19 protein-coding genes, 2 tRNA genes, 1 rRNA gene and 1 pseudogene are annotated in these 20,244 nt (G+C 50.9%); 15 read left to right on the forward strand and 8 right to left on the reverse strand.

Going from position 1 to position 20,244, the window contains the following annotated elements; genetic code table 11:
* The first annotated feature begins 35 nt into the window (after nucleotides 1–35).
* The 7 genes from spoIID (at nucleotide 36) to KQI75_RS08125 (ending at nucleotide 6,403) form a co-directional block, all read left to right on the forward strand.
* Nucleotides 36–1,097: a stage II sporulation protein D gene (gene spoIID / locus KQI75_RS08095; RefSeq protein WP_216470229.1), complete on the forward strand. Its 1,062-nt coding sequence runs from the start codon at nucleotides 36–38 to the stop codon at nucleotides 1,095–1,097.
* A 120-nt stretch (nucleotides 1,098–1,217) separates the two neighbouring features.
* A complete protein-coding gene (locus KQI75_RS08100; protein ID WP_216470230.1) occupies nucleotides 1,218–1,937 on the forward strand; it encodes an AzlC family ABC transporter permease in 720 nt (239 codons plus the stop codon).
* Nucleotides 1,927–2,232 (forward strand): AzlD domain-containing protein, encoded by a 306-nt coding sequence (locus KQI75_RS08105; RefSeq protein WP_216470231.1) that lies wholly within the window; start codon nucleotides 1,927–1,929, stop codon nucleotides 2,230–2,232. Before KQI75_RS08100 ends, KQI75_RS08105 begins: the two co-directional genes overlap by 11 nt.
* A 453-nt stretch (nucleotides 2,233–2,685) precedes the next feature.
* Nucleotides 2,686–3,627: a sodium:calcium antiporter gene (locus tag KQI75_RS08110; RefSeq protein WP_216470232.1), complete on the forward strand. Its 942-nt coding sequence runs from the start codon at nucleotides 2,686–2,688 to the stop codon at nucleotides 3,625–3,627.
* A 177-nt stretch (nucleotides 3,628–3,804) separates the two neighbouring features.
* On the forward strand, nucleotides 3,805–4,821 hold the full coding sequence (gene pta / locus KQI75_RS08115; protein ID WP_216470233.1) for a phosphate acetyltransferase: 1,017 nt from the start codon (nucleotides 3,805–3,807) through the stop codon (nucleotides 4,819–4,821).
* A 78-nt stretch (nucleotides 4,822–4,899) separates the two neighbouring features.
* A complete protein-coding gene (locus tag KQI75_RS08120; RefSeq protein WP_216470234.1) occupies nucleotides 4,900–5,913 on the forward strand; it encodes an ion transporter in 1,014 nt (337 codons plus the stop codon).
* A 37-nt stretch (nucleotides 5,914–5,950) separates the two neighbouring features.
* On the forward strand, nucleotides 5,951–6,403 hold the full coding sequence (locus KQI75_RS08125; protein ID WP_216470235.1) for a YjbQ family protein: 453 nt from the start codon (nucleotides 5,951–5,953) through the stop codon (nucleotides 6,401–6,403).
* 74 nt (nucleotides 6,404–6,477) lie between these two features.
* On the opposite strand, the gene KQI75_RS08130 is transcribed toward KQI75_RS08125, so the two are convergent.
* Entirely contained in the window at nucleotides 6,478–7,761 is a 1,284-nt protein-coding gene (locus KQI75_RS08130) for an SH3 domain-containing protein (RefSeq protein WP_216470236.1), read from the reverse strand.
* A 450-nt stretch (nucleotides 7,762–8,211) separates the two neighbouring features.
* On the reverse strand, nucleotides 8,212–8,916 hold the full coding sequence (locus tag KQI75_RS08135) for a M23 family metallopeptidase (RefSeq protein WP_216470237.1): 705 nt from the start codon (nucleotides 8,914–8,916) through the stop codon (nucleotides 8,212–8,214).
* 295 nt (nucleotides 8,917–9,211) lie between these two features.
* On the opposite strand from KQI75_RS08135, the gene KQI75_RS08140 reads away from it, so the two are divergent.
* The 5 genes and pseudogenes from KQI75_RS08140 to KQI75_RS08160 all read left to right on the forward strand — a co-directional run bounded on the left by KQI75_RS08140 (nucleotide 9,212) and on the right by KQI75_RS08160 (nucleotide 14,090).
* Complete coding sequence (locus tag KQI75_RS08140) at nucleotides 9,212–9,745, forward strand: helix-turn-helix domain-containing protein (RefSeq protein ID WP_216470238.1); 534 nt, start codon at nucleotides 9,212–9,214, stop codon at nucleotides 9,743–9,745.
* Nucleotides 9,746–9,768: 23 nt separating this feature from the next.
* Nucleotides 9,769–10,806, forward strand: a pseudogene (locus KQI75_RS13575) (ABC transporter ATP-binding protein); the annotation flags it as partial.
* A gap of 544 nt (nucleotides 10,807–11,350) precedes the next feature.
* The gene (locus KQI75_RS08150; protein ID WP_216470240.1) at nucleotides 11,351–12,178 is read left to right on the forward strand and encodes an ABC transporter permease; all 828 of its coding nucleotides are present in this window, start codon (nucleotides 11,351–11,353) and stop codon (nucleotides 12,176–12,178) included.
* Complete coding sequence (locus KQI75_RS08155) at nucleotides 12,175–12,987, forward strand: ABC transporter permease (protein WP_216470241.1); 813 nt, start codon at nucleotides 12,175–12,177, stop codon at nucleotides 12,985–12,987. Before KQI75_RS08150 ends, KQI75_RS08155 begins: the two co-directional genes overlap by 4 nt.
* Nucleotides 12,984–14,090, forward strand: a complete 1,107-nt coding sequence (locus tag KQI75_RS08160; protein WP_216470242.1) for an ABC transporter substrate-binding protein — start codon at nucleotides 12,984–12,986, stop codon at nucleotides 14,088–14,090. Before KQI75_RS08155 ends, KQI75_RS08160 begins: the two co-directional genes overlap by 4 nt.
* A 280-nt stretch (nucleotides 14,091–14,370) precedes the next feature.
* Here KQI75_RS08160 and KQI75_RS08165 read toward each other — a convergent pair whose 3' ends face one another.
* Both KQI75_RS08165 and KQI75_RS08170 read right to left on the reverse strand, forming a co-directional pair.
* Nucleotides 14,371–14,694 (reverse strand): ArsR/SmtB family transcription factor, encoded by a 324-nt coding sequence (locus KQI75_RS08165; protein ID WP_216470263.1) that lies wholly within the window; start codon nucleotides 14,692–14,694, stop codon nucleotides 14,371–14,373.
* Between the two features lie 33 nt (nucleotides 14,695–14,727).
* Nucleotides 14,728–15,369: an HdeD family acid-resistance protein gene (locus KQI75_RS08170; protein WP_216470243.1), complete on the reverse strand. Its 642-nt coding sequence runs from the start codon at nucleotides 15,367–15,369 to the stop codon at nucleotides 14,728–14,730.
* A gap of 236 nt (nucleotides 15,370–15,605) precedes the next feature.
* On the opposite strand from KQI75_RS08170, the gene KQI75_RS08175 reads away from it, so the two are divergent.
* The 3 genes from KQI75_RS08175 to KQI75_RS08185 all read left to right on the forward strand — a co-directional run bounded on the left by KQI75_RS08175 (nucleotide 15,606) and on the right by KQI75_RS08185 (nucleotide 18,562).
* Nucleotides 15,606–16,823 (forward strand): GTP-binding protein, encoded by a 1,218-nt coding sequence (locus tag KQI75_RS08175; RefSeq protein WP_216470244.1) that lies wholly within the window; start codon nucleotides 15,606–15,608, stop codon nucleotides 16,821–16,823.
* Between the two features lie 12 nt (nucleotides 16,824–16,835).
* Nucleotides 16,836–17,780 carry a TIGR03943 family putative permease subunit gene (locus KQI75_RS08180; RefSeq protein ID WP_216470245.1) on the forward strand — a complete coding sequence of 315 codons (945 nt, stop codon included), beginning with the start codon at nucleotides 16,836–16,838 and terminating at the stop codon, nucleotides 17,778–17,780.
* A 476-nt stretch (nucleotides 17,781–18,256) separates the two neighbouring features.
* Nucleotides 18,257–18,562 (forward strand): sigma-70 family RNA polymerase sigma factor, encoded by a 306-nt coding sequence (locus KQI75_RS08185; protein ID WP_216470246.1) that lies wholly within the window; start codon nucleotides 18,257–18,259, stop codon nucleotides 18,560–18,562.
* A gap of 159 nt (nucleotides 18,563–18,721) precedes the next feature.
* On the opposite strand, the gene KQI75_RS08190 is transcribed toward KQI75_RS08185, so the two are convergent.
* From KQI75_RS08190 to KQI75_RS08205, 4 genes are all read right to left on the reverse strand, one after another.
* The gene (locus KQI75_RS08190) at nucleotides 18,722–19,558 is read right to left on the reverse strand and encodes a prephenate dehydrogenase (protein ID WP_216470247.1); all 837 of its coding nucleotides are present in this window, start codon (nucleotides 19,556–19,558) and stop codon (nucleotides 18,722–18,724) included.
* Between the two features lie 166 nt (nucleotides 19,559–19,724).
* Nucleotides 19,725–19,841 (reverse strand): 5S ribosomal RNA (gene rrf, locus KQI75_RS08195).
* 66 nt (nucleotides 19,842–19,907) lie between these two features.
* Nucleotides 19,908–19,982 (reverse strand) — tRNA-Glu (locus tag KQI75_RS08200).
* A 38-nt stretch (nucleotides 19,983–20,020) separates the two neighbouring features.
* Nucleotides 20,021–20,096: transfer RNA gene (locus tag KQI75_RS08205), tRNA-Lys, on the reverse strand.
* Between the last annotated feature and the right edge of the window lie 148 nt (nucleotides 20,097–20,244).

The following is a 20,244-nucleotide window of genomic DNA, read 5'->3' on the forward strand; positions in this document are numbered from 1 at the left end:
ACCAACGCTTGCCCGCAAAACAGAAGGAATGAATTATGAAACGTATACTTTTCCGTGTGTTTTTCATCATTTTTTTGGCATTTGTTCTGCCTGTAGCGGCAGCACACTACAAAAATATGGCAGAAACTACTGAAAAAATTCATATTGTAAACAATGTGGAAAATAATTTGGACGTGCAGAATTCTGACACAAAGAATGCAAAAAATGACGAACCTCCAGCATCCCCAGCAAAAAATGACGGTACACCCAGCAGAACCATCACCGTTCTCATTCATGGAGATGTGCACGAGATGACCTTGGAGGATTACACCGCCGGTGCGCTGGCGGCGGAGATGCCCGCCTCGTTTCCCGAAGAAGCCCTCAAAGCGCAGGCGGTCGCCGCGCGCACATTTGCCGTCTATAAACAATCGCTGGGCACGGACACGCAGCATCCCAACGCAGCAGTCTGCGCCGATTACACGCACTGTGCCGCCTTTGTCGATCTGGACACCGAAGCCAAACAGCAGTGGGGCAGCAATGCCGCGGCGTGGACGGAGAAAATCAAAACCGCCGTGCGGGAGACAAACGGACAGGTCGTGACGTACAACGGCACGCCAATCGCCGCCGTGTTCCACTCGGCAGCCGCCAAGCAGACCGAAGCCGCGGTCAGCGTCTGGGGAACGGATATTCCGTATCTCACAACCGTGGACAGCGACGGCGACGCCGATTGTCCCAAGTATGACGCCTCTGTCACATTCGGTGCGGAGGAATTTCGGCAGATCATGCTGTCTAAATTTCCCGACATCAATTTGACGGGTCTGCCGAAAACTTGGTTCACCGACATCGACACCTCGGAAGCAGGCGGCGTGCGCACCTGTAAAATCGGCGAACAAGAGCTGAAGGGAACCGAAGTCCGCGCGCTGTTCGGCTTAAATTCTACGCACTTTACCATCAAAACCACAGACACCTCGCTCACCTTTCACACGCAGGGCTACGGGCACGGCGTCGGCATGAGCCAGTACGGTGCGCGAAACATGGCGGAAAACGGAAAGAGCTATCGAGAGATTTTGACCCATTATTATACCGACACGCAAATCACCGCGCTCGGCGCTCAATAATCGTATATTTTATATTATATTGTACAAATAGTTTTATTTGGAACGATTTCTGTAATTGACGGAACCAGCTCCGCGCGTTACAATAGGCGGTAGATGTTTTTTAGATGTGGAGGAAATTGTATGAAATTTGACAATGCCGCATGGTTCCGTCGCGGCATTCAAAACGGCGTACCGATCGCGCTCGGATACCTCGCAGTATCGTTTACGCTGGGCATCGCGGCGCGCAATGCCGGTCTGACCGCTTGGCAGGGCGCAGCAGCCAGTGTGACGACGGTTGCTTCCGCGGGCGAATATGCCGGCTTCAATGTCATTCAGGCAGGAGCCGGATACATAGAGATGGCGATTATGATGTTCGTCATCAACGCGCGGTATTTATTGATGTCCTGCTCCCTGAGCCAAAAGCTCGCGCCGGATCTGCCGCTCGTGCACCGTCTGCTCATCGGCTGGGGCATTACCGATGAAATTTTCGGCGTGGCAAGCGTTGTGCCGGACAAGCTCAATCCATGGTACAATTACGGCATGATGGCAATCTCCATTCCGGCTTGGACCATCGGCACTGCAGTCGGCATTGCCGTCGGCAATATTCTGCCGCACCACGTTGTCAGTGCACTCGGTGTCGGTCTGTACGGCATGTTTTTGGCTATTATCATCCCGCCCGGACGCAAAAACAAGGTCATCGCCGGTCTCGTTGCCATCTCGATGGCGGCCAGTCTCGCCATGTCGGTCTTGCCGGTCGTATCGCACATTTCATCCGGCATGCGCACCATTATTCTGACGGTTGTAATCGCAGGCATCGCCGCTGTTGCGTTCCCGATCAAGGAGGAAGAACATGCTCAATAATGCTTGGATTTACATCGCCGTCATGGCAGGCGTCACCTATTTGATTCGTGTTTTGCCGTTGACGCTCATTCGCAAGGAAATCAAAAACCAAACCATCCGCTCGTTTTTGTTCTACGTGCCATATGTGACGCTCGCCGTCATGACGTTTCCCGCCATCATACAGGCAACCGACAGCATGTGGGCAGGTCTTGCCGCGCTGATTGCGGGCATTGCGCTCGCTTGGTTTGGCGGCAGTCTGTTTCAGGTCGCCGTGGCTGCGTGCGCTGTGGTATTTGTGTTGGAGTTATTTTTGTGACAAGATTCGCACAGATTTCTCGGCTCTCCCTCTGGGAGAGCTGGCATTTGCAAAGCAAATGACTGAGAGGGCTGAGAAAATGAACTGATTCGCATCAGGTAAATTTGAGAAAATTTATAGCAAACACCTGCCCTCTCTGTCGCTGCGCGACATCTCTCCCAGAGGGAGAGACAAGTTGAGTCTGTGCGTAAGAGCAAACAGCACCTTGACACGCTGCACCGCGCCATGCTATAGTGTATTCACACAATAAAAATCTCCGTGAGGGAGTAGTTTGCGGCACATGCCGTGAAAATATCAACAATCGCGTCGATGTCCCATCGACTGGTATTTTCTTAAAAAATGAGACTCATAGACGAACGTACAGCAGGGAATCCTATTTCTTGCTATGCCATCGTCTATGAGTCTTTTTTTGTCCTCTTCGCGGAGTGTATGCTGTTTTGGAGGAAGAAATCTATGATTTATCTGTTGTACCTGCTCGTCGCTGCGGGCGTCGTGCTGTTTTCGGTCAAGGCATCCGAATATGTGGATCTGCTGGACAAGAAAACCAGTCTGTCCGGCGCCTTTATCGGCGGCATCATGCTGTCCGCTGTCACCAGTCTGCCGGAACTGTTCACCAGCATTTCCGCCACCGTGCTCATTCACCAGCCGGGGCTTTGTCTGGGCAATATCTTGGGCAGTGATCTGTTCAACATGGCGATGCTGTCGTTTTTCCTGCTGATTTTCGCGCGGACATTTCGAGAGGGCAAGCTGTCCTCCAGCCATCGCATGGTGACGGTTTTTGTCTTGATTTGTTATGTCGTGATGATTCTCAACTGGCTGGGTATTGTGCGCATGCAGATGTTCAACATCAGCCTGTCTTCGGTCATCATTGTCCTGATGTATCTGCTGAGCATTCGGTATCTGTCCGCAGAGGACGGCAGCACGGAGGAAGAAGAAACCGTCAGCCCGCTGACCATTCCGCAGATCACCGTTCGTTTTGTCCTCGTCAGCGTTGGCATTGTCGTGCTCAGCATTGTCATCACCTATATTACCGATGCCATTTCCCTGCGCCTGCATCTGGGACAGGGCATGGCCGGTGCGCTGTTCCTCGGCATTGCGACCAGTCTGCCGGAGGCCGCCTCTACGGTCTCGCTGCTGCGCATGAAAAATGTGGACATCGCGTTCGGCAACATTGTCGGCAGCAATATTTTCAACTTCATCATCATGGCAGTGGTCGATATTCTGTATCGCGGCTCTGTCTATGACTTCAGCGATCCGCAGACAGTGGTTCTCATGCTGTGCGGCACTGCAGCACTGCCTATTCTATGGATTATGATGAAATTCCGCAACAAGGCGACGCAAATCATTTGTCCGCTGGGCATCATCGCCTGCTATGTGGCTTTCTTGATGGGATGAGGCGTTTTCTTCGCCTTCTCCCATAATTCTTCGGATTTTTTGTGCGTTTCCCCATAAAATTCCCAATATCGCTTGAACATATCAACCAAAAAGTTGTATAATGGTTATATCATCCAACGAGAGGCGCGTTCTCTCCGCGGAAAAGAATGTGTAAATTTATTTTTGGAGGGAAAACCAATGTTTGAGAATCTGATTGCTGCTCTGAAGGCAGAGCGCAGAACTATCGTTTTCACAGAGGGTCCGGACGCTCGTATTCTGGAGGCAACTGCTCGTCTGCTCAAGGATGACCTGATGGACGTTATCCTTATCGGCGGCGTTGACGAAGTAAAGGCTGCTGCTGCACAGGGCGGTTTTGACATCGAGAAGGCTACCATCATTGATCCGGCAAACTACGCTGAATTCGATGAGATGGCACAGAAGATGTTCGAGCTGCGCAAGGGCAAGATGGACATGGATACCGTCAAGGCAAATCTGGCAAAGGGCAACTACTTCGGCACCATGCTGGTAAAGATGGGCAAGGCTGACGCTCTGCTGGGCGGCGCTACCTACTCCACCGCTGATACCGTTCGTCCGGCTCTGCAGCTGGTTAAGACCAAGCCGGGTGCACATCTCGTAAGCTCCTGCTTTATTCTGAGCCGTCCGGCTAAGGATGGCGGCGAAGAGATGTACGCAATGGGTGACTGCGCAATCAACATCTCCTATGAGGACACCGTTGACAAGAAGACCGGTGAGGTTACACTGACTGCTGCTCAGAAGATCGCTGAGGTTGCTATCGAGACCGCAAAGACCGGCGCTGCTTTCGGCATCGACCCGAAGGTTGCTATGCTGTCCTACTCCACCATGGGCTCCGGCAAGGGTCCGACCGTTACCATGATGCGTGACGCTACCGCTGCTGCAAAGGAGCTGGCTCCGGAGCTGGCAGTTGACGGCGAGCTGCAGTTTGACGCTGCATTCTCTCCGGTTGTTGCTAAGACCAAGGCAAAGGGTTCTCCGGTTGCTGGTCAGGCAAACACCTTTATCTTCCCGGACATCAACGCAGGCAACATCGGCTACAAGATCGCACAGCGTCTGGGCGGCTTCGAAGCTTACGGCCCGATTCTGCAGGGTCTGAACGCTCCGATCAACGACCTGTCCCGTGGCTGCAATGCGGACGAGGTTTACCAGATGGCTATCATCACCGCTGGCCTGAAGTAATTTTACACAGAACGGATTTGTACAGCCGCTGTCTCCGGACAGCGGCTGTCTTTCTCTCACCGATTTACGACACAACATATGGGAATTCAAACGCATCACATCCGCAAGCGGATTTATGAAATCGTCGAAAAAGATCGGCAGCACGACAAAATCAGCGCACTATATGATCGGTACATCCTCGTTCTGGTGTGTCTGAGCGCCGTCCCGCTGCTGTTTAAAATATGGAATCAGCCAATCTTTTGGCTGGATCGCATCGTCACCGCGCTGTTCATTCTGGATTATTTCCTGCGCTGGATCACCGCGGACTTTTCGCCGCGCATGAAAGGTCTGTGCTTGCGTCAGTCCATGCTGCGGTATCCCGTCACGCCGATGGCAATTATCGACCTGCTTGCCATTTTGCCGGTCATCACGACATTTCCCGCTGTCATGCAGCTGCTTCCTGACATGCCGCTGACAAGATACATTCAGGTGCTGCGCATCATGCGCGTCTTTCGCTGCGTGCGCTTTCTCAAGACCATGCGCTATGCGCGCAGCTTTATTTATATTTATCGCGCCGTGCGGCGCGAGCGCAAGCTGCTCATTATGGTTTTGATGCTGTCCATGGTATACAGCTTTGTTTCCGCTGTCGTCATGTTCTCGGTCGAACCGAACTCGTTTGAAAGTTTTTTTGAGGCGCTGTACTGGGCATTCGCCATGCTGACAACGGTTGGCTACGGCGATATTTATCCGGTGACGCGCATCGGCAGACTGGTCAGCATGGTGTCCTCCGTCTTTGGCACAGCAGTCATCGCCATGCCCGCCGGCATTTTAACCGCCGGATTCATGGAGGAAATCAACAAAGTGCGCTTCAAGGATGAGCGCAAGCTGGAACAGGAGGTTTCCGAGCTGCTGGATGAAATCAAGCAGCTGCGCAAAGAACAGGCCGAGCGCGGATTAGAAGAAAAAATCGAAAAAATTGCCGCACAGGTCGAACAGGTACAGGAGCACCGCGATCAGGACGCCGTATTATTGCAGGATCTGTCAGAGGATTTGAAAAATGCGCTGGCACGTGGTACAATAAATGAGATTAAAGAAGAAGCGGAGCAAGTGTAATAGAAGAAGTTAGTCAAGATGGAGGAGTTTATCAACAATGGCAGTTTATAGTTCCATGAAGGAATATCATACCCGCGCACACATGGGTATGATTGATGTTACCGGAGATTTTCAGGAGGCTGTTACCGAGGCTTGCCACAAGTACGGCATCAAGAGCGGTACTGTCACCGGCTTCACAACCGGAGGCGTTGCCGGCCTGACGACACTGGAATTTGAACCGGGCATGGTTCACCATGATCTCAAGGCAGCAATGGACGTCTTTTCCCCGTATACAGACGAAAAGGGTCGTGTGATTCACTACGAGCACCACAACACGTGGCACGATGACAACGGCTCCAGCCACATCAAGTCTGCCCTGCTCAGCCCATTTATCACGGTTCCGTTTATCGACGGCCGCATCACGGTCGGCCCGTGGCAGAACCTGACGCTGGTTGAGTGCGACACCCGCGATCGCCATCGCGAAATTGTATTTCAGGTCATGGGTGAATAATTGCATACACAAACTGGAAAACCGGCATCTTTCGATGCCGGTTTTTGCTGTACTGCCTGTATTGTGTTGTTTCTTCAACGCTTGTCGGTGGTGTACTTCGCGGAGATATAACCGGTCTTGCCGTTATACGCAATGCTGTACCAGCCGTTCTTCAGCGTGATGGTTTTTACTTCTGTGCCCTTTTTCAGAACACCCAGCTTCTTTGCGTTTTTGTTCGGTTCTGCGCGAACATTCAAGTCGGAAGTGGTATATACGGTCTTGGTTGCCGGTGTTGTCGGCTTCTCGGTTCCCGGCTTGACTTCCGTGGTGTACTTAGCGCAGATATAAGCGGTCTTGCCGTTGTACTTGATGGTATACCAGCCATTTTTCAGACCGAGGGTCTCGACTGCGGTTCCCTTCTTGAGAACGCCCAGCTTCTTGCCTTCCGTTGTTGCCTTGTCGCGTACATTCAGGTTCGCAGTGGTGTACACAATCGTTGTCTCTGCGGTTCCCGGCTTGGTGGTGGTTACATATTTTCCGGAAATATAACCGGTCTTGCCTTTATAGGTAATCTTGTACCAGCCGTCCTTCATGCCGGTGGTTTCAACCGCGGTTCCCTTTTTGAGAACGCCGAGCTTTTCGCTGTTCTTGGTCGGCTTTGCGCGAACATACAAATCGCCCGTGGTGTAAACGGTCTTGGTGGTTTCCGGCTTGGTCTCGGTCGTATACTTTGCAGAGATGTAACCGGTCTTGCCGTTGTACTTGATGGTATACCAGCCGTTTTTCAGGCCGGTGGTCTCAACCGCGGTTCCCTTTTTGAGAACGCCGAGCTTTTCGCTGTTCTTGGTCGGCTTTGCGCGAACATGCAGATCGCCCGTGGTGTAAACGGTCTTGGTGGTCGGCTTTGCTTCCGGCTTGGTCTCGGTCGTATACTTTGCGGAGATGTAACCGGTCTTGCCGTTGTACTTGATGGTATACCAGCCGTTTTTCAGACCGGTGGTCTCAACCGCAGTTCCCTTCTTGAGAACGCCCAGCTTCTTGCCAGCTTTATCCGGTGTTGCACGAACGTTGAGATCTGCCGTGGTGTAAACGGTCTTGGTCTCTGTCGCCGGTGCTGCTTCGGTGTCCTTGATATACTTCTTATATACATAGCCATCCTTGTCTTTATAGGACAGATGATACCAGTTGCCTTCCATTCCCAGCTTTTCCGCCTCTGCATTCTTCGGCAGAATGCACAGAACGGCGGACGCGTTATCCGGCTTTGCTCTCATATTTACATCGGTGGTTGTGCGAACGCTCGCAGCGAATGCGCCGCCGCATGCCATCACAGCCGCCAGTGTGCCCGAAATCAGGCTCATCACGATTTTTTTCGTTTTCATGGAAATCCCTCCTTACGTTCTGTGCTCACTGTTTTTCTTGTTTCTTTATGTATTTAGTGTAGCATCTTTGTTTGTTACTTGCAACAACATGTGTATAACAGTTCGACCACAAAACGGTTACATCTCTTAAGATCTTTCTTAAGAAATAAAAAAAGCAGCCCGTGCGCATTGCACGGGCTGCCGCATACTGTGGAAGTTTGGGGGATGATAAAAACACAGCATGCAGAATTGGGGATGATATAAAGCACTATCTGGGGGATGATAATTGTGCTTTAAACAAAATTGGGATTTTGTCTGGCTCATGTGTCTCCACATAAGCTTGCGTTTATTATAACGCATCTTATAGAAAGTTGTCAATACCCACCGGATTGGTTCGGCCGAAATTTTCTATTTTATTTACTTTTTCTTAAATTTTATAGCAAAATAGAATCTTTTATTTGCTAAAATAACTCAATAGAGTTCTTTCGGATTTTTTGCTTTGTCATTTTCGGACACGGAGAAATGCAGATGTGTGCCCTGTTTTTCCTCCAAGGGCATCGGTTCTCCCAGCACGGCAATCTTCTGCCCCTGTTTTACCGCATCTCCCTCCGCGACACACGGGTCGGCAAGTCCCGCGTACAGGCTCGTCAATCCCTGCGCGTGACTGATGGTCATATACACGCCGAGAACCGGATCCTCCCCCACAGCAAGGACGGTTCCCGCCGCTGCAGCCTGCACCGCATCGCCGGATTTCCCCTCATAATCCACCGCTTCATGCGTCCGCCAATCACCGGTTGTCTCGTTATACAGCAACGTGTTTTGTGAAAAATCCTGCGTAATCTTGCTGTCCATCGGCGGCGCAAAGGACAGCGCGTCCGCCGGCTGCTGTTCCGGCTGTTCGGCTGGGTCTGCGGTATCGGTTTCCTGTTGTGTTTCCTGCTGTTCGGGCGCCGGCTGCGGATCCATCGCCGGAATGCGCTCCAGCGCTTCAGAGGCCGTCACGCTGTCATCCGCCTGATATTCCTGCGCCTGCATGGTGTCATCATCGCTCGTTCCGTTTGGGAAAGCGAACAGCAAATACGCCGCCACGGCAATTGCCGCGAGGCACAGCATCAGCGCCAAATAAAAACTCTTATCTTCCGACCACCATTGTGCACCGCCGTTCGTTCGTTTCATTCGCTCATCTCCCTGCTTTCATTTTCCTGTACAGGAAGTATGGGCAGCTTTTCGCGAATTTATACCGAGGATGCGGACGCGGCATAGAAAAAACAACAAAAAAATTGCGCCGCTTCCGCGCACATTGCAACAGGATATGGAAATTTTTGCATTTTTTCACAACCATGAAAAAATCTATTGCAAGCCAAAAAAAGAGGTGTATAATAGTGTCTGTAGTTTTATAAACTGCAATAAAAAGTTTAGTATTTGTAAAGAAAACAAGAAGGAGGTCTCGCGCCGGAATTTCCGGCCCAGTATGAAAATCGGTTCCAAGATCAAACGAATGCGCATCCAGCAGGAATTGACGCTGGAAGAACTTGCTTCCCGCTGTGAGCTGACCAAGGGCTTTCTCTCGCAGCTGGAGCGAGACCTGACCAGTCCATCTATTGCGACGCTCTCGGATATTCTCGAGGCGCTGGGGTCTTCCCTGTCTGAATTTTTCACCGATTCGCCGGAGGAACAAATCGTGTTCCGACAGGCGGATTTTTTTGAGGACACCCGCGACAGCTGCACCATTCGATGGATCGTTCCCAACACACAGAAAAACCAGATGGAGCCTGTGCTTGTCGAAATTCCGACCGGCGGAGAGTCGTTTTCCTCCGGTCCGCACAACGGGGAGGAATTCGGCTATGTCCTGACCGGCTCCGTCGTTCTTGTCACGGATACCGCGTCATATCCTGTCCGCAAAGGGGAAACCTTTTATTTGGATGGGAAATCGACACATTACATCCGCAACGACAACAAACAAACCGCGCAGGTGCTGTGGGTTTGCACCCCGCCGCTGTTTTAAAAATCCACCCAATAGGAGAACATATGAAAAAGCTCATTGAAATCAAGAATATCGTCAAGGATTTTGACGGTCAGCGCGTGCTCAACGGCATTTCGCTGGACATTCATGAAAACGAATTTGTCACGCTGCTCGGCCCGTCCGGCTGCGGCAAAACCACGCTGCTGCGCATCATTGCGGGCTTTCTCGACGCCGATGACGGTCAGGTGCTGTTTGACGGCAAGGATATTTCCGGTCTGCCGCCGTACAAGCGCGAAGTCAACACGGTATTCCAGAAATACGCGCTGTTTCCGCATCTGAACGTTTATGACAACATTGCTTTCGGTCTCAATCTCAAAAAGCAGCCGAAGGACATCATCGAGCAGAAGGTCAAGCGTATGCTGCGTCTGGTCGGTCTGAGCGGCTTTGACAAGCGCCGCATCACCCAGATGTCCGGCGGTCAGCAGCAGCGTGTTGCCATTGCCCGCGCGCTGGTCAACGAACCGAAGGTTCTGCTGCTCGACGAGCCGCTCGGCGCACTGGATCTCAAGCTGCGCAAGGAAATGCAGCGCGAGCTGAAAAATATCCAGCAGGAAGTCGGCATCACGTTTATCTTTGTCACCCACGATCAGGAAGAAGCGCTGACCATGTCCGACACGATTGTTGTCATGAAGGGTGGCAACATCGAACAAATCGGCTCTCCGGTCGACATTTACAACGAGCCGGTCAACCGTTATGTTGCCAACTTCATCGGCGAGAGCAACATCACAGACGGTGTGATGCCATGCGACAACCGCGTTATTTTTGACGGCCATCCGTTTGACTGCGTGGACGGCGGTTTCGCGCCGAACGAAGAAGTCGATGTGGTGATTCGTCCGGAGGATTTGGATATTGTCGCACCGGAGGACGGCTTGCTGCGCGGCCGCGTCAAGTCGGTGCTGTTCAAGGGCGTACACTACGACACCATTGTAGAAACCCGTCAGGGCACGTCTATCACGGTCAAAATGAACATCACAGAGGAAAAGCCGGTCATCAACGAGGAAGCCGGCGAGCTGATGGACGCAGACAGCTTCTATCTGGACAAGGAGGACGTTGCAGAGCTGACCGAGTCCATGATTATCGCCCGCGCCAACGCGCAGGCTTGGAAAAAAGACACCGAGGAATGGGTCTCGATTTCTAAAATTTCCTATGACATCAAGCCGGAAAACGGCAGATATCCGGTTACGTTCTCGACGGCATCCGGCACAACCGTCACCGTTGACATGATTGTAGAGGACGCCAACCGTGTCCAGTCGGAAGAATATCAGGAAGAAATTTACGCGGTAAACTTCTCCAAGTCTGTCGACGATATTCGAGAGTCTATGACGCTGGACAACGACCTGATGATTTGGGCGGATGCCTCCGCATGGAGTCTGGCTCCGCAGGACGAGGGCGCCCGCATCAAGATTACCGATGTCATCTATGATTTTGATTGGGAAAACATCACGCCGGGTGTATACGACATCACGTTTGCCACCAAGGGCTCCGAGTACAAGGTCGCAACAACCGACCGCACCGAGCCGGGCGATCTGGTCGGTCTGCGCTTTACGCCGGATGATATCCATATCATGAGAAAGGGAGACTGAGCACATGAAACGTTTCCGTTCCATGGCATATCCCTATGTCTTTTGGATTGCCATTTTCATCGTGATTCCGATGCTGCTCATCATCGCGTATGCATTCACGGTTGAAGGCACAGCCTTCTTTCAGGGACAATTCACGCTGGACAATTTCGCACGCTTTTTCCGCGACGCCGTATTCATGCAGGTGCTTCTCCGCTCCATGCGCATTGCGATTTTGACCACGCTTGTCTGTCTGCTGCTCGGTTATCCGTCCGCCTATGCCATCGCCCGCGCAGGTGTCAAGAGCACTACACTGATTCTCGTCATCACGCTGCCGACTTGGATCAACATGCTCGTGCGCACCTATGCTTGGGTCGGTATCTTGCAGGACAACGGTATTTTGAACAACTTGCTCGGTTTATTGCACATCGGCCCGTTTCCGTTCATGTACACGGATTTCGCTGTGGTTCTCGGCATGGTTTACAACTTCCTGCCGTTCATGATTTTGGAGATTCACACGTCGCTGTCCAAAATGGATCCGTCTTTCTTGGAAGCGGCGAGCGATCTCGGCGCGAACCGCGCGCAGGCGTTCCGCCGCGTGACGCTGCCGTTGAGCATTCCGGGCATTATCTCAGGCATCACGCTGGTATTTCTGCCCGCTGTGTCCTCTTTCTTCATTCCGAAGCTGCTGGGCGGCGGACAGTACGTCCTGATCGGCAATGTCATCGAATCGCAGTTCCTGACATCCGGCAACTGGAGCTTTGGCTCTGCCCTTTCGCTCATCATGGTCATTATCATCATGATTTCTATGTATTTGACCCGCAAAATCGACCGCAATGGAGGTGACGAGATTTGAAGCAGAAGAAATCCTTTCACTGGACACGCGTTGTTCTCGCCGCTGTCATCGTGTTCTTTTACATTCCGATTGCATACACCATTTTGTTTTCGTTTAATGCCTCGCGTTCGCTGACGACATTTTCCGGCTTTTCTCTGCGCTGGTACGAGAAGATGTTCTCCTCGTCCGTGACGATGGGCGCCATCGGCACTACTTTTGCCATTGCCATCTTGGCAACGATTATTTCCACTTGTATCGGAACCATTACCGTCATCGGTCTGTCCCGATGCAGCAAGCCGCTGCGCAGGGCGGTTCGCACGGCAAATGACCTGCCGATTATGAATCCTGACATTGTCACTGCGATTGGCCTGCTCATGTTCTTCGCCACGCTGGAAGTGAGCAAGGGCTTTTTGACGCTGCTGCTGGCGCACATCGCGTTTTGCACGCCGTATGTCATGTTGTCCATCACGCCGCGTCTGCGCACGCTGGACCCGAATTTGGCGGACGCAGCACTGGATTTGGGCGCAAACCCTTGGCAGGCGCTGTGGCATGCGATTATTCCGCAGCTGTCTCCGGGTATTTTTGCCGGTGCGCTGATTGCATTTACCATGTCCTTTGACGACTTCGTCATTTCCTACTTCGTCACGGGCAACGGCGTACAGAACATCTCGATTCTGGTCTACACGATGTCCAAGCGCGTCAATCCGTCCATCAATGCGATTTCCACGCTGGTTATCGTTATTATCACGGTGGTGCTGCTGCTCGTCAATCTGATTCCGCGCATTGCAGAGCGCACGCGGAAAAAGCACAAGGAGGAACCTGCATCATGAAGCTGAAAAAACTGTTCGCTGCCTGCTGTGCAGGTGCCGTACTCGCCGGTGCGCTGACCGGCTGCGGCGGTCCGGGCACAGATTTTGACGGCACCAACAAGTCTTCCGGCAATTCCAACACGTTGAAACTCTATCTGCCGGGCGAATATATCTCAGACTCCGTTATTTCGGATTTTGAGGACGAATACGGCTGTCATGTCATCGTGGAAAACTTTGATTCCAACGAGATGATGTACACCAAGGTCAGCTCCGGCGATTCGTATGACGTACTCATTCCGTCCGACTATATGATTGAGCGTCTGATGAAGGAAAAGCGTCTGCAAAAAATTGACCGCAGTGCCATCACAAACTTTGACCATCTGGATCCCGCCTGTGTCGGCATGGATTTTGACCCGAACAACGACTACTCCATTCCGTATTTCTGGGGCACTGTCGGTCTGGTGTACAACAAAAACAATGTCTCCAAGCAGGATCTCGAAAAAGAGGGCTGGAACATTTTGCTCGACCAAAAATACAACAACCGCATTTATATCTACGACTCTGAGCGCGACTCGTTTATGATGGCGTTCAAGGCGTTGGGGTACTCGATGAATACCAACGACGAAAAGGAAATTGACGCAGCATACAAGTGGCTGTGCAAGGTCAACAACACCATGCGTCCGGTTTACGTCACCGATGAAATCATCGACAACATGGTAAACGGCGTGAAGGATATCGGTCAGGTGTACAGCGGCGACGCCGCATATATCCTGTCGGAAAATCCGGACATGGGCTATTACTGCCCCAAGCAGGGCACCAATATTTGGAGTGATGCAATGGTCATTCCAAAAAATGCCGCCAATCCGGAGTTGGCGCACAAGTTTATCAACTATATGATTTCGTATGATCCGGCATACACCAATGCGGAGGAGTACGGCTATACCTCACCGAATCTGGAGGTTTCCCGCGATTTGACTGCGGAGGGCGGTCTGTTCTGCGGAAACGAGGCGTACACACCGCGCACCGGTTACGACAAGGACGAAATCTTTCACGATAACGAATTCCTGCGTCAGCGTCTGTCCGAGCTTTGGATTAAGGTCAAAGCCGGCGGAGATGGCTCGTAATTCTATCTGATTTTCGAAAAAAACACCGAAATTCATCGCGATTTCGGTGTTTTTTCTTTGCGTGCACGGGAACACTTGCATTTTTTAACATTTTTAAAGTGAAAAGCAGCTTCTTTCGATAAATATACAGTTTTTTGTGATTTTTTACTCAAAAAATGATGCAGAACGATTGACAAGTATGCGTGCAGACGGTATACTAAAAATAACAACAGATTGCATACTGTCTTTCCATACCATATATATAGTAAAACGCCGCTTTTAGCGGCGTTTTGCTTTTTTGTCACTCTTCCAGATGTTCTAATCCTTGGCTCATAATCGTGTGCACATGGTCATCTGCCAGCGAATACACGATGTTCTTTCCCTCTCGGCGGAATCGCACCAGACGGCTCTGCTTGAGCACGCGCAGCTGATGGGAAATCGAACTCTGTGTCATATTGAGCGCCTGCGCAATGTCTCCGACACTCATGTCGCTCTCAACAAGAACATACAGAATCTTGATGCGCGTGGAATCGCCAAATACTTTGAACAGCTCTGCCAAATCATACAGTTCTTCTTCTGTAGGAACCTGATCGCTCAGGGAAAACACATCGGTTCCCTGCGGCATGTTCTCCAATTCTTCCTTGTCCAGATGCACCGCTTATTCCTCCTCGTCATCATCATCGACCGGATGTGCGTGCACATCAATAACTTTGGTTTTCTTGTGTCTCTGCCCTTTTTTCTTCGGCTCCGGCGGATTGTCGCGCTCATAAATCAATCGCGCATGATTCATGCGATACAGCACGAGGAAATCCGAAATGCCGCTGTAAATCAGTGCAGCGCCGATTATACGCAGCGTGAACTTTGCCGTTCCATACGGATGTATCAGAACAATCGCACCGAGCACAACCGTGATGATGCCGACAATGATAACCGACAGAAAGCCCGGATCGCCAAACTTTTTGAGTCCGATACCGTGCCGCAAATTCAAAATGCCATCGAGCAGCAAAATCAAACCGAAAATAATAGGCAGCACAGCAGTAAATGCCTTGGGCTGTGCGATGACGAAAATACCGACGGCGATGGTCAAAATACCAATAAAAATTTTTGCCATGCGTATGGTTCGGTTCTTCCAGCACATCAGCATGCCGATGACGCCGTAGGCGATGAGCAGCGCGCCGATAACATAGCAGACAACTGCCAAAAACTGATCGGGAATAAACAGCATCACAGCGCCGACAGCAATATAGCCAAGCGCTGCCAACAGCAAATGAAACCGAATGCTGCGGAATGTTTCAAACATATTGTTTCAGCCTCCCTGCGGGGTGGTTCTCCGCATGTATTTCTGTTTTCATTGTACGGTATCTAGCTTGCAATGTCAATGTTTCCGATTTTATCCTGTTTGTGCCGCGTATCCCTCTGTTCACGGTTCTTTTACACGAGAAACTCTTGAAAACTCTCCTGTTTTGGTGTACGATAGCTTAGAAAGCCTTTTGCTTTCATCCACTTGTAAACTATATCTTATAGAAGGTGTTTGATATGACGAAAATCGACATTATTTCCGGTTTCCTGGGCGCCGGCAAGACGACCCTGATTCGCAAACTGCTGGAGGGCCCGCTCAAGGGTCAGAAGGTGGTTCTGATCGAAAACGAGTTCGGTGAAATCGGCATTGACGGCGGTTTCCTGAAGGATTCCGGCATTCAAATCAACGAAATGAACTCCGGCTGCATCTGCTGCACTTTGGTCGGCGACTTTGAAAAGGCACTGGGCGACGTCCTGAGCCAGTACGCACCGGATCGCATCATCATTGAGCCGTCCGGCGTCGGCAAGCTGTCCGACGTTGCTGCCGCTGTACAGCCGGTTCTGCGCGAAGGCGAAGTGGAAATGGGCTGCATGACCACCGTATGCGACGCTTCCAAGTGCCGCATGTATATCAAGAACTTCGGTGAGTTCTATGTCAATCAGCTGGAAAGCGCCGGCACCATTGTGCTGAGCCGCACCCAGAATGTCAGCGACAAGCGTTTGGACGAGGCTCTCAAGCTGATTCGTGAGCACTGCGGCGAAAACACCAGCATCATCACCACCCCGTGGGATGAGCTGACCGGCGAGCAGATCTATGATGTCATGTGCGCAGACGGCCACAAGGCACTGCTGGATGCTGCGGAGCTGTACGAGCATGAGGAGCATCATCATCACCATCATCATGACGGCGAAACCTGCTCCTGCGGCCATCATCATCACGATCATGACGAGCATGAACATGAACATGAGCATCATCATCACGACGGCGAGACCTGCTCCTGCGGCCATCACCATCATGACCACGACGAGCATGAGGAGCATGAGCATCATCATCACGACGGCGAGACCTGCTCCTGCGGCCATCACCATCATGACCATGACGAGCACGAGCACCATCATGAACATCATTATGATGAGAACGGCGTGTGCTCCTGCGGCCATCATCATCACGGTCACGATGCCGACGAAGTATTCACGAGCTGGGGCATCGAGACAGCACGCAAGTTCACCGAGGACGATCTGCGTGCCCGCCTGAGTCAGCTGGACGATCAGGAGCTGTATGGTATTGTTCTGCGCGCAAAGGGCATCGTTCCGGAGCAGGACGGCACTTGGCTGCACTTTGATATGGTTCCGGGCGAAATCGAGCTGCGCCACGGTGCGGCGGATTACACCGGCCGTCTGTGTGTCATCGGCTCCGGCATCAAAGAAGATGCACTGGCTGCACTGTTCGCATAAGGAGGACTGTCTGTGGAAATTCCTGTATATTTTTTCACCGGTTTTCTGGACAGCGGCAAGACAACGTTTATCGAATCTATCCTGCGCGATCCGAATTTTTCCGAGGGCGAAAAGACCCTGATGATTGTGTGCGAGGACGGCGAAACCGAATTTGATTACGGTCTGCTCATGGAATCCAACTGCATCGTCAAGGCCATTGAAGATCAGGAAGATTTTAACCGCATGTTCTTGGAAGAATGCAGCCGGAAATACAAGCCAGAACGCGTCATCGTAGAATGGAACGGCATGTGGAAGCTGACTGACCTTGCGCCGGATACCTTCCCGAAGGGATGGATGGTATATCAGACGGTAACCACCGTGGATGCACGCACGTTTGACAACTATTTTCAGAATATGGGCGGCTTTATGTTCCCGATGCTGCAGGCGACCGATATGATTGTCTTTAATCGCTGCGATGCCGGCACCAAGGACATCATCAAAAACCGCCGCGTCCGCATGATTAACCGCCGCGCAGATATTTTTATGGACTATCCGGACGGCAGAAGCGAAGTCTATCAGGAATCCTTGGAAGCCAATCTGGATCTTTCGAAGGACATCGTAGATATTTCCGATGCCGATTACGCGATGTGGTATTTCGATGCGATGGAACATCCGGAAAAATATGCCGGTCATACGGTTCGTTTCTTGTGCCAGACCTATCGTCCAAACGGCATGGGCAAAAATAATTTTGCCGCCGGTCGGTTTGTCATGACCTGCTGCGCAGAGGATATCTCATTTGCAGCTGTCGTATGCAAGCATCCTTCCGCTGCCAAGCTCAAGGACCGCGATTGGTACACCATCACTGCAGAGGTCAAGCACGAATTTTTCCCGGAATATCAAGGCATGGGACCTGTACTCTATGTCAAGTCTCTGGAGCCTGCGAAAAAGCCGGACGACGACATTTGCTATGTAAAATAATCGAAGATTTTTTTATCCTCCCGATTCTTTTCGAATCGGGAGGTTTTTTTGTCTAATTTTTTATCGAAAATTTCCAGTATTATACCATGTAATATTCAGATAATCAAGGTTGATTTTATCCGTTTTATGTCTTATTATGGAATTGTAAAGAAAAGAATATCAGAGATTCTTCGGTATTTCTCAACGTTTTTACAAAATTCTACATTTTCTTCTATAATCCGAATATTTGTGCTAAATTGCGAGGTAACGCCATATGTGCTCATTGCAAAACCTATCTGAAGAGTATCTCTGCGACGCGCTCCGACTGGAACAGCGCATCGCCCTGCTCGAATCACAGGCTTCACGCACCATCTCTTTGGAGGTGCGCCGAAAGCTCCGACGCCGCATCAACGCACTATACACCATGGCGTGCGAGAGCCGCCAAACCGCTTTTCTCTTAGAACATTACTATGACAAGCCAAAGGAGGCTGTATTTTATGTCCCATGTTCGACGCAATCTCACCGCTCTGGAAAACGCTTCAGCCGCCACGGATATGGCGCTGCGTCGCCAGCTCTTATCATGCATGGCCGAAACGCTGACAAGACACCAGTATCAGGTCTGCGTACTGAACTTACTCGAGGGTATGACGCAAAAAGAAATCGCTGAAATTTTTGGAATTTCTCCGTCCGCTGTCTCCCGCTCTATTTCCTCCGGTCAGCGCCGTTTGCGCAAGGCGCTAGGTTATCATTTCGAACAAGCCGATCCGATGGAGGACTTTTGGGAGGAGCAGCCGTATTTATAATACCTGCTGATTCCATCCGGCTGACACACCATACACATCCCTATTCTTTATTCCCCTCTTTTCTCCTATACCTTCCTGCATTCAGCCGGATGAATCATATATAAAAGCGGACGTTCCAACCACTCAGAACGTCCGCTTCCTGTTTTTTCAAAGTAATCCTTAGCCAAATTGTTCTTTTCTTTGTCTGCCCTCTTTGAGCAGCCGGAACAAGGTCTGTTCATCTTCTGCAGCAATCGCATCGCGGTACTCCGTCAAATGATGAATGATTTCGTCAATTTCCGGCACAAGCGCCTGTTTATTCTCGATAAATAATTCTGTCCACATGGTTTCATTGAGATATGCAACGCGCGTCAAATCGCGGTAGCTGCCGCCGGAATAGCCTTTGTGCTCCAGTTCGGATGGACTTTTGATGTACGCACTGGATACGACATGACACAGCTGAGATGTATACGCAATCATGCGGTCATGATGCTCCGGTGTGGTAATCACGAGCTGACCAAATCCAATCTGAGAGAACATTGCTTTGACCTGCTTGACGATCTCCGGCGTAGAAGCCTCTGTCGGCACAAGCAGCATGCTCGCGCCTCTATACAAGTCCGCGTCGGATGCTTTATATCCTGACACTTCTCGTCCTGCCATGGGATGTCCGCCGACAAAATACAGCCCGTGAGCCTGACACAGCGGCGTCAAGCGCTCTACCAGATAACTTTTAATACCGCAGTCATCCGTGATGATACAGCCCGGCTTAAATGCCTCCATGTGCTTCTCTACAAAATCGCAGGAAACTTTCGGATACATGGACAGCAGAACAATATCGACTTCTTTCAAGTCCTCCGGCGTGCCGATGGCATCAATCGCACCATCCGCCAATGCCTTTTCCGCCGTGCTTTGCGTGCGGTTGAATCCAATGACAGTATAATCCGTATATTTCTTAAAGGCACGGGCAAAGGAACCGCCAATCAGTCCCAAGCCGACGATTGCAATTTTTTTCTTCATATGCAGAACCCTTCTTTATCTTTTGAGTACCGTTCTATTGTAGCAAGGGGAAAACGGGAAGTCAATGCTTTTGTTGTTTAAAGTGTAAAATTCATTCTTCGTCACAACTTTTCTGATATAAAAACGAAAAAAGACCAGAACCCTTTCGGATTCCGGTCTTGCTTTGTGTAGGCATCGTCCTATCTTCCCGGGCCGTCACCAGCCAAGTATTGTCAGCGTAAATGAGCTTAACTACCGTGTTCGGAATGGGAACGGGTGTACCCTCATCACAATTAACACCTACTGTGTTCTTCTTTCGAAAAACCTTTGTTATTATAACACCTTTGCGGTATTATGTCAAGAAAAAAATTGGTGACCCGTGGGAGAATCGAACTCCCGTTTACGGCGTGAGAGGCCGTCGTCTTAGCCGCTTGACCAACGGGCCATTTCCACACACCGTTTAACCGGTGTCCAGAAAAAAAGTGGTACACCATCGGGGATTCGAACCCAGGACCCACTGATTAAGAGTCAGTTGCTCTACCAACTGAGCTAATGGTGCATTTCGCAATTTTTTCCTTGTGGGTGTTTTTCCTGCACCCTCAAAACTGAACAACGATGAACTCGACAGAAGCATTTTCCGAGTTTACCCAAATCAAATTTAGGTCAAGCCCTCGACCTATTAGTATCAGTCCGCTGCATACATTGCT

The sequence above is a fragment of the Butyricicoccus intestinisimiae genome, from assembly GCF_018918345.1.
GTDB classification, from domain to species: domain Bacteria; phylum Bacillota; class Clostridia; order Oscillospirales; family Butyricicoccaceae; genus Butyricicoccus_A; species Butyricicoccus_A intestinisimiae.

What these genes read in the sequence shown, in the direction of transcription:
- KQI75_RS08105 (WP_216470231.1), top strand. Translation starts at nt 1,927, where the DNA reads ATGCTCAATAATGCTTGGATTTACATCGCCGTCATGGCAGGCGTCACC.
- KQI75_RS08100 (WP_216470230.1), top strand. Translation starts at nt 1,218, where the DNA reads ATGAAATTTGACAATGCCGCATGGTTCCGTCGCGGCATTCAAAACGGC.
- KQI75_RS08170 (WP_216470243.1), bottom strand. Translation starts at nt 15,369, where the DNA reads ATGTTTGAAACATTCCGCAGCATTCGGTTTCATTTGCTGTTGGCAGCG.
- KQI75_RS08125 (WP_216470235.1), top strand. Translation starts at nt 5,951, where the DNA reads ATGGCAGTTTATAGTTCCATGAAGGAATATCATACCCGCGCACACATG.
- spoIID (WP_216470229.1), top strand. Translation starts at nt 36, where the DNA reads ATGAAACGTATACTTTTCCGTGTGTTTTTCATCATTTTTTTGGCATTT.
- KQI75_RS08135 (WP_216470237.1), bottom strand. Translation starts at nt 8,916, where the DNA reads ATGAAACGAACGAACGGCGGTGCACAATGGTGGTCGGAAGATAAGAGT.
- KQI75_RS08190 (WP_216470247.1), bottom strand. Translation starts at nt 19,558, where the DNA reads ATGAAGAAAAAAATTGCAATCGTCGGCTTGGGACTGATTGGCGGTTCC.
- KQI75_RS08150 (WP_216470240.1), top strand. Translation starts at nt 11,351, where the DNA reads ATGAAACGTTTCCGTTCCATGGCATATCCCTATGTCTTTTGGATTGCC.
- KQI75_RS08165 (WP_216470263.1), bottom strand. Translation starts at nt 14,694, where the DNA reads ATGCCGCAGGGAACCGATGTGTTTTCCCTGAGCGATCAGGTTCCTACA.
- KQI75_RS08185 (WP_216470246.1), top strand. Translation starts at nt 18,257, where the DNA reads ATGTCCCATGTTCGACGCAATCTCACCGCTCTGGAAAACGCTTCAGCC.
- KQI75_RS08120 (WP_216470234.1), top strand. Translation starts at nt 4,900, where the DNA reads ATGGGAATTCAAACGCATCACATCCGCAAGCGGATTTATGAAATCGTC.
- KQI75_RS08140 (WP_216470238.1), top strand. Translation starts at nt 9,212, where the DNA reads ATGAAAATCGGTTCCAAGATCAAACGAATGCGCATCCAGCAGGAATTG.
- KQI75_RS08160 (WP_216470242.1), top strand. Translation starts at nt 12,984, where the DNA reads ATGAAGCTGAAAAAACTGTTCGCTGCCTGCTGTGCAGGTGCCGTACTC.
- pta (WP_216470233.1), top strand. Translation starts at nt 3,805, where the DNA reads ATGTTTGAGAATCTGATTGCTGCTCTGAAGGCAGAGCGCAGAACTATC.
- KQI75_RS08175 (WP_216470244.1), top strand. Translation starts at nt 15,606, where the DNA reads ATGACGAAAATCGACATTATTTCCGGTTTCCTGGGCGCCGGCAAGACG.
- KQI75_RS08130 (WP_216470236.1), bottom strand. Translation starts at nt 7,761, where the DNA reads ATGAAAACGAAAAAAATCGTGATGAGCCTGATTTCGGGCACACTGGCG.
- KQI75_RS08110 (WP_216470232.1), top strand. Translation starts at nt 2,686, where the DNA reads ATGATTTATCTGTTGTACCTGCTCGTCGCTGCGGGCGTCGTGCTGTTT.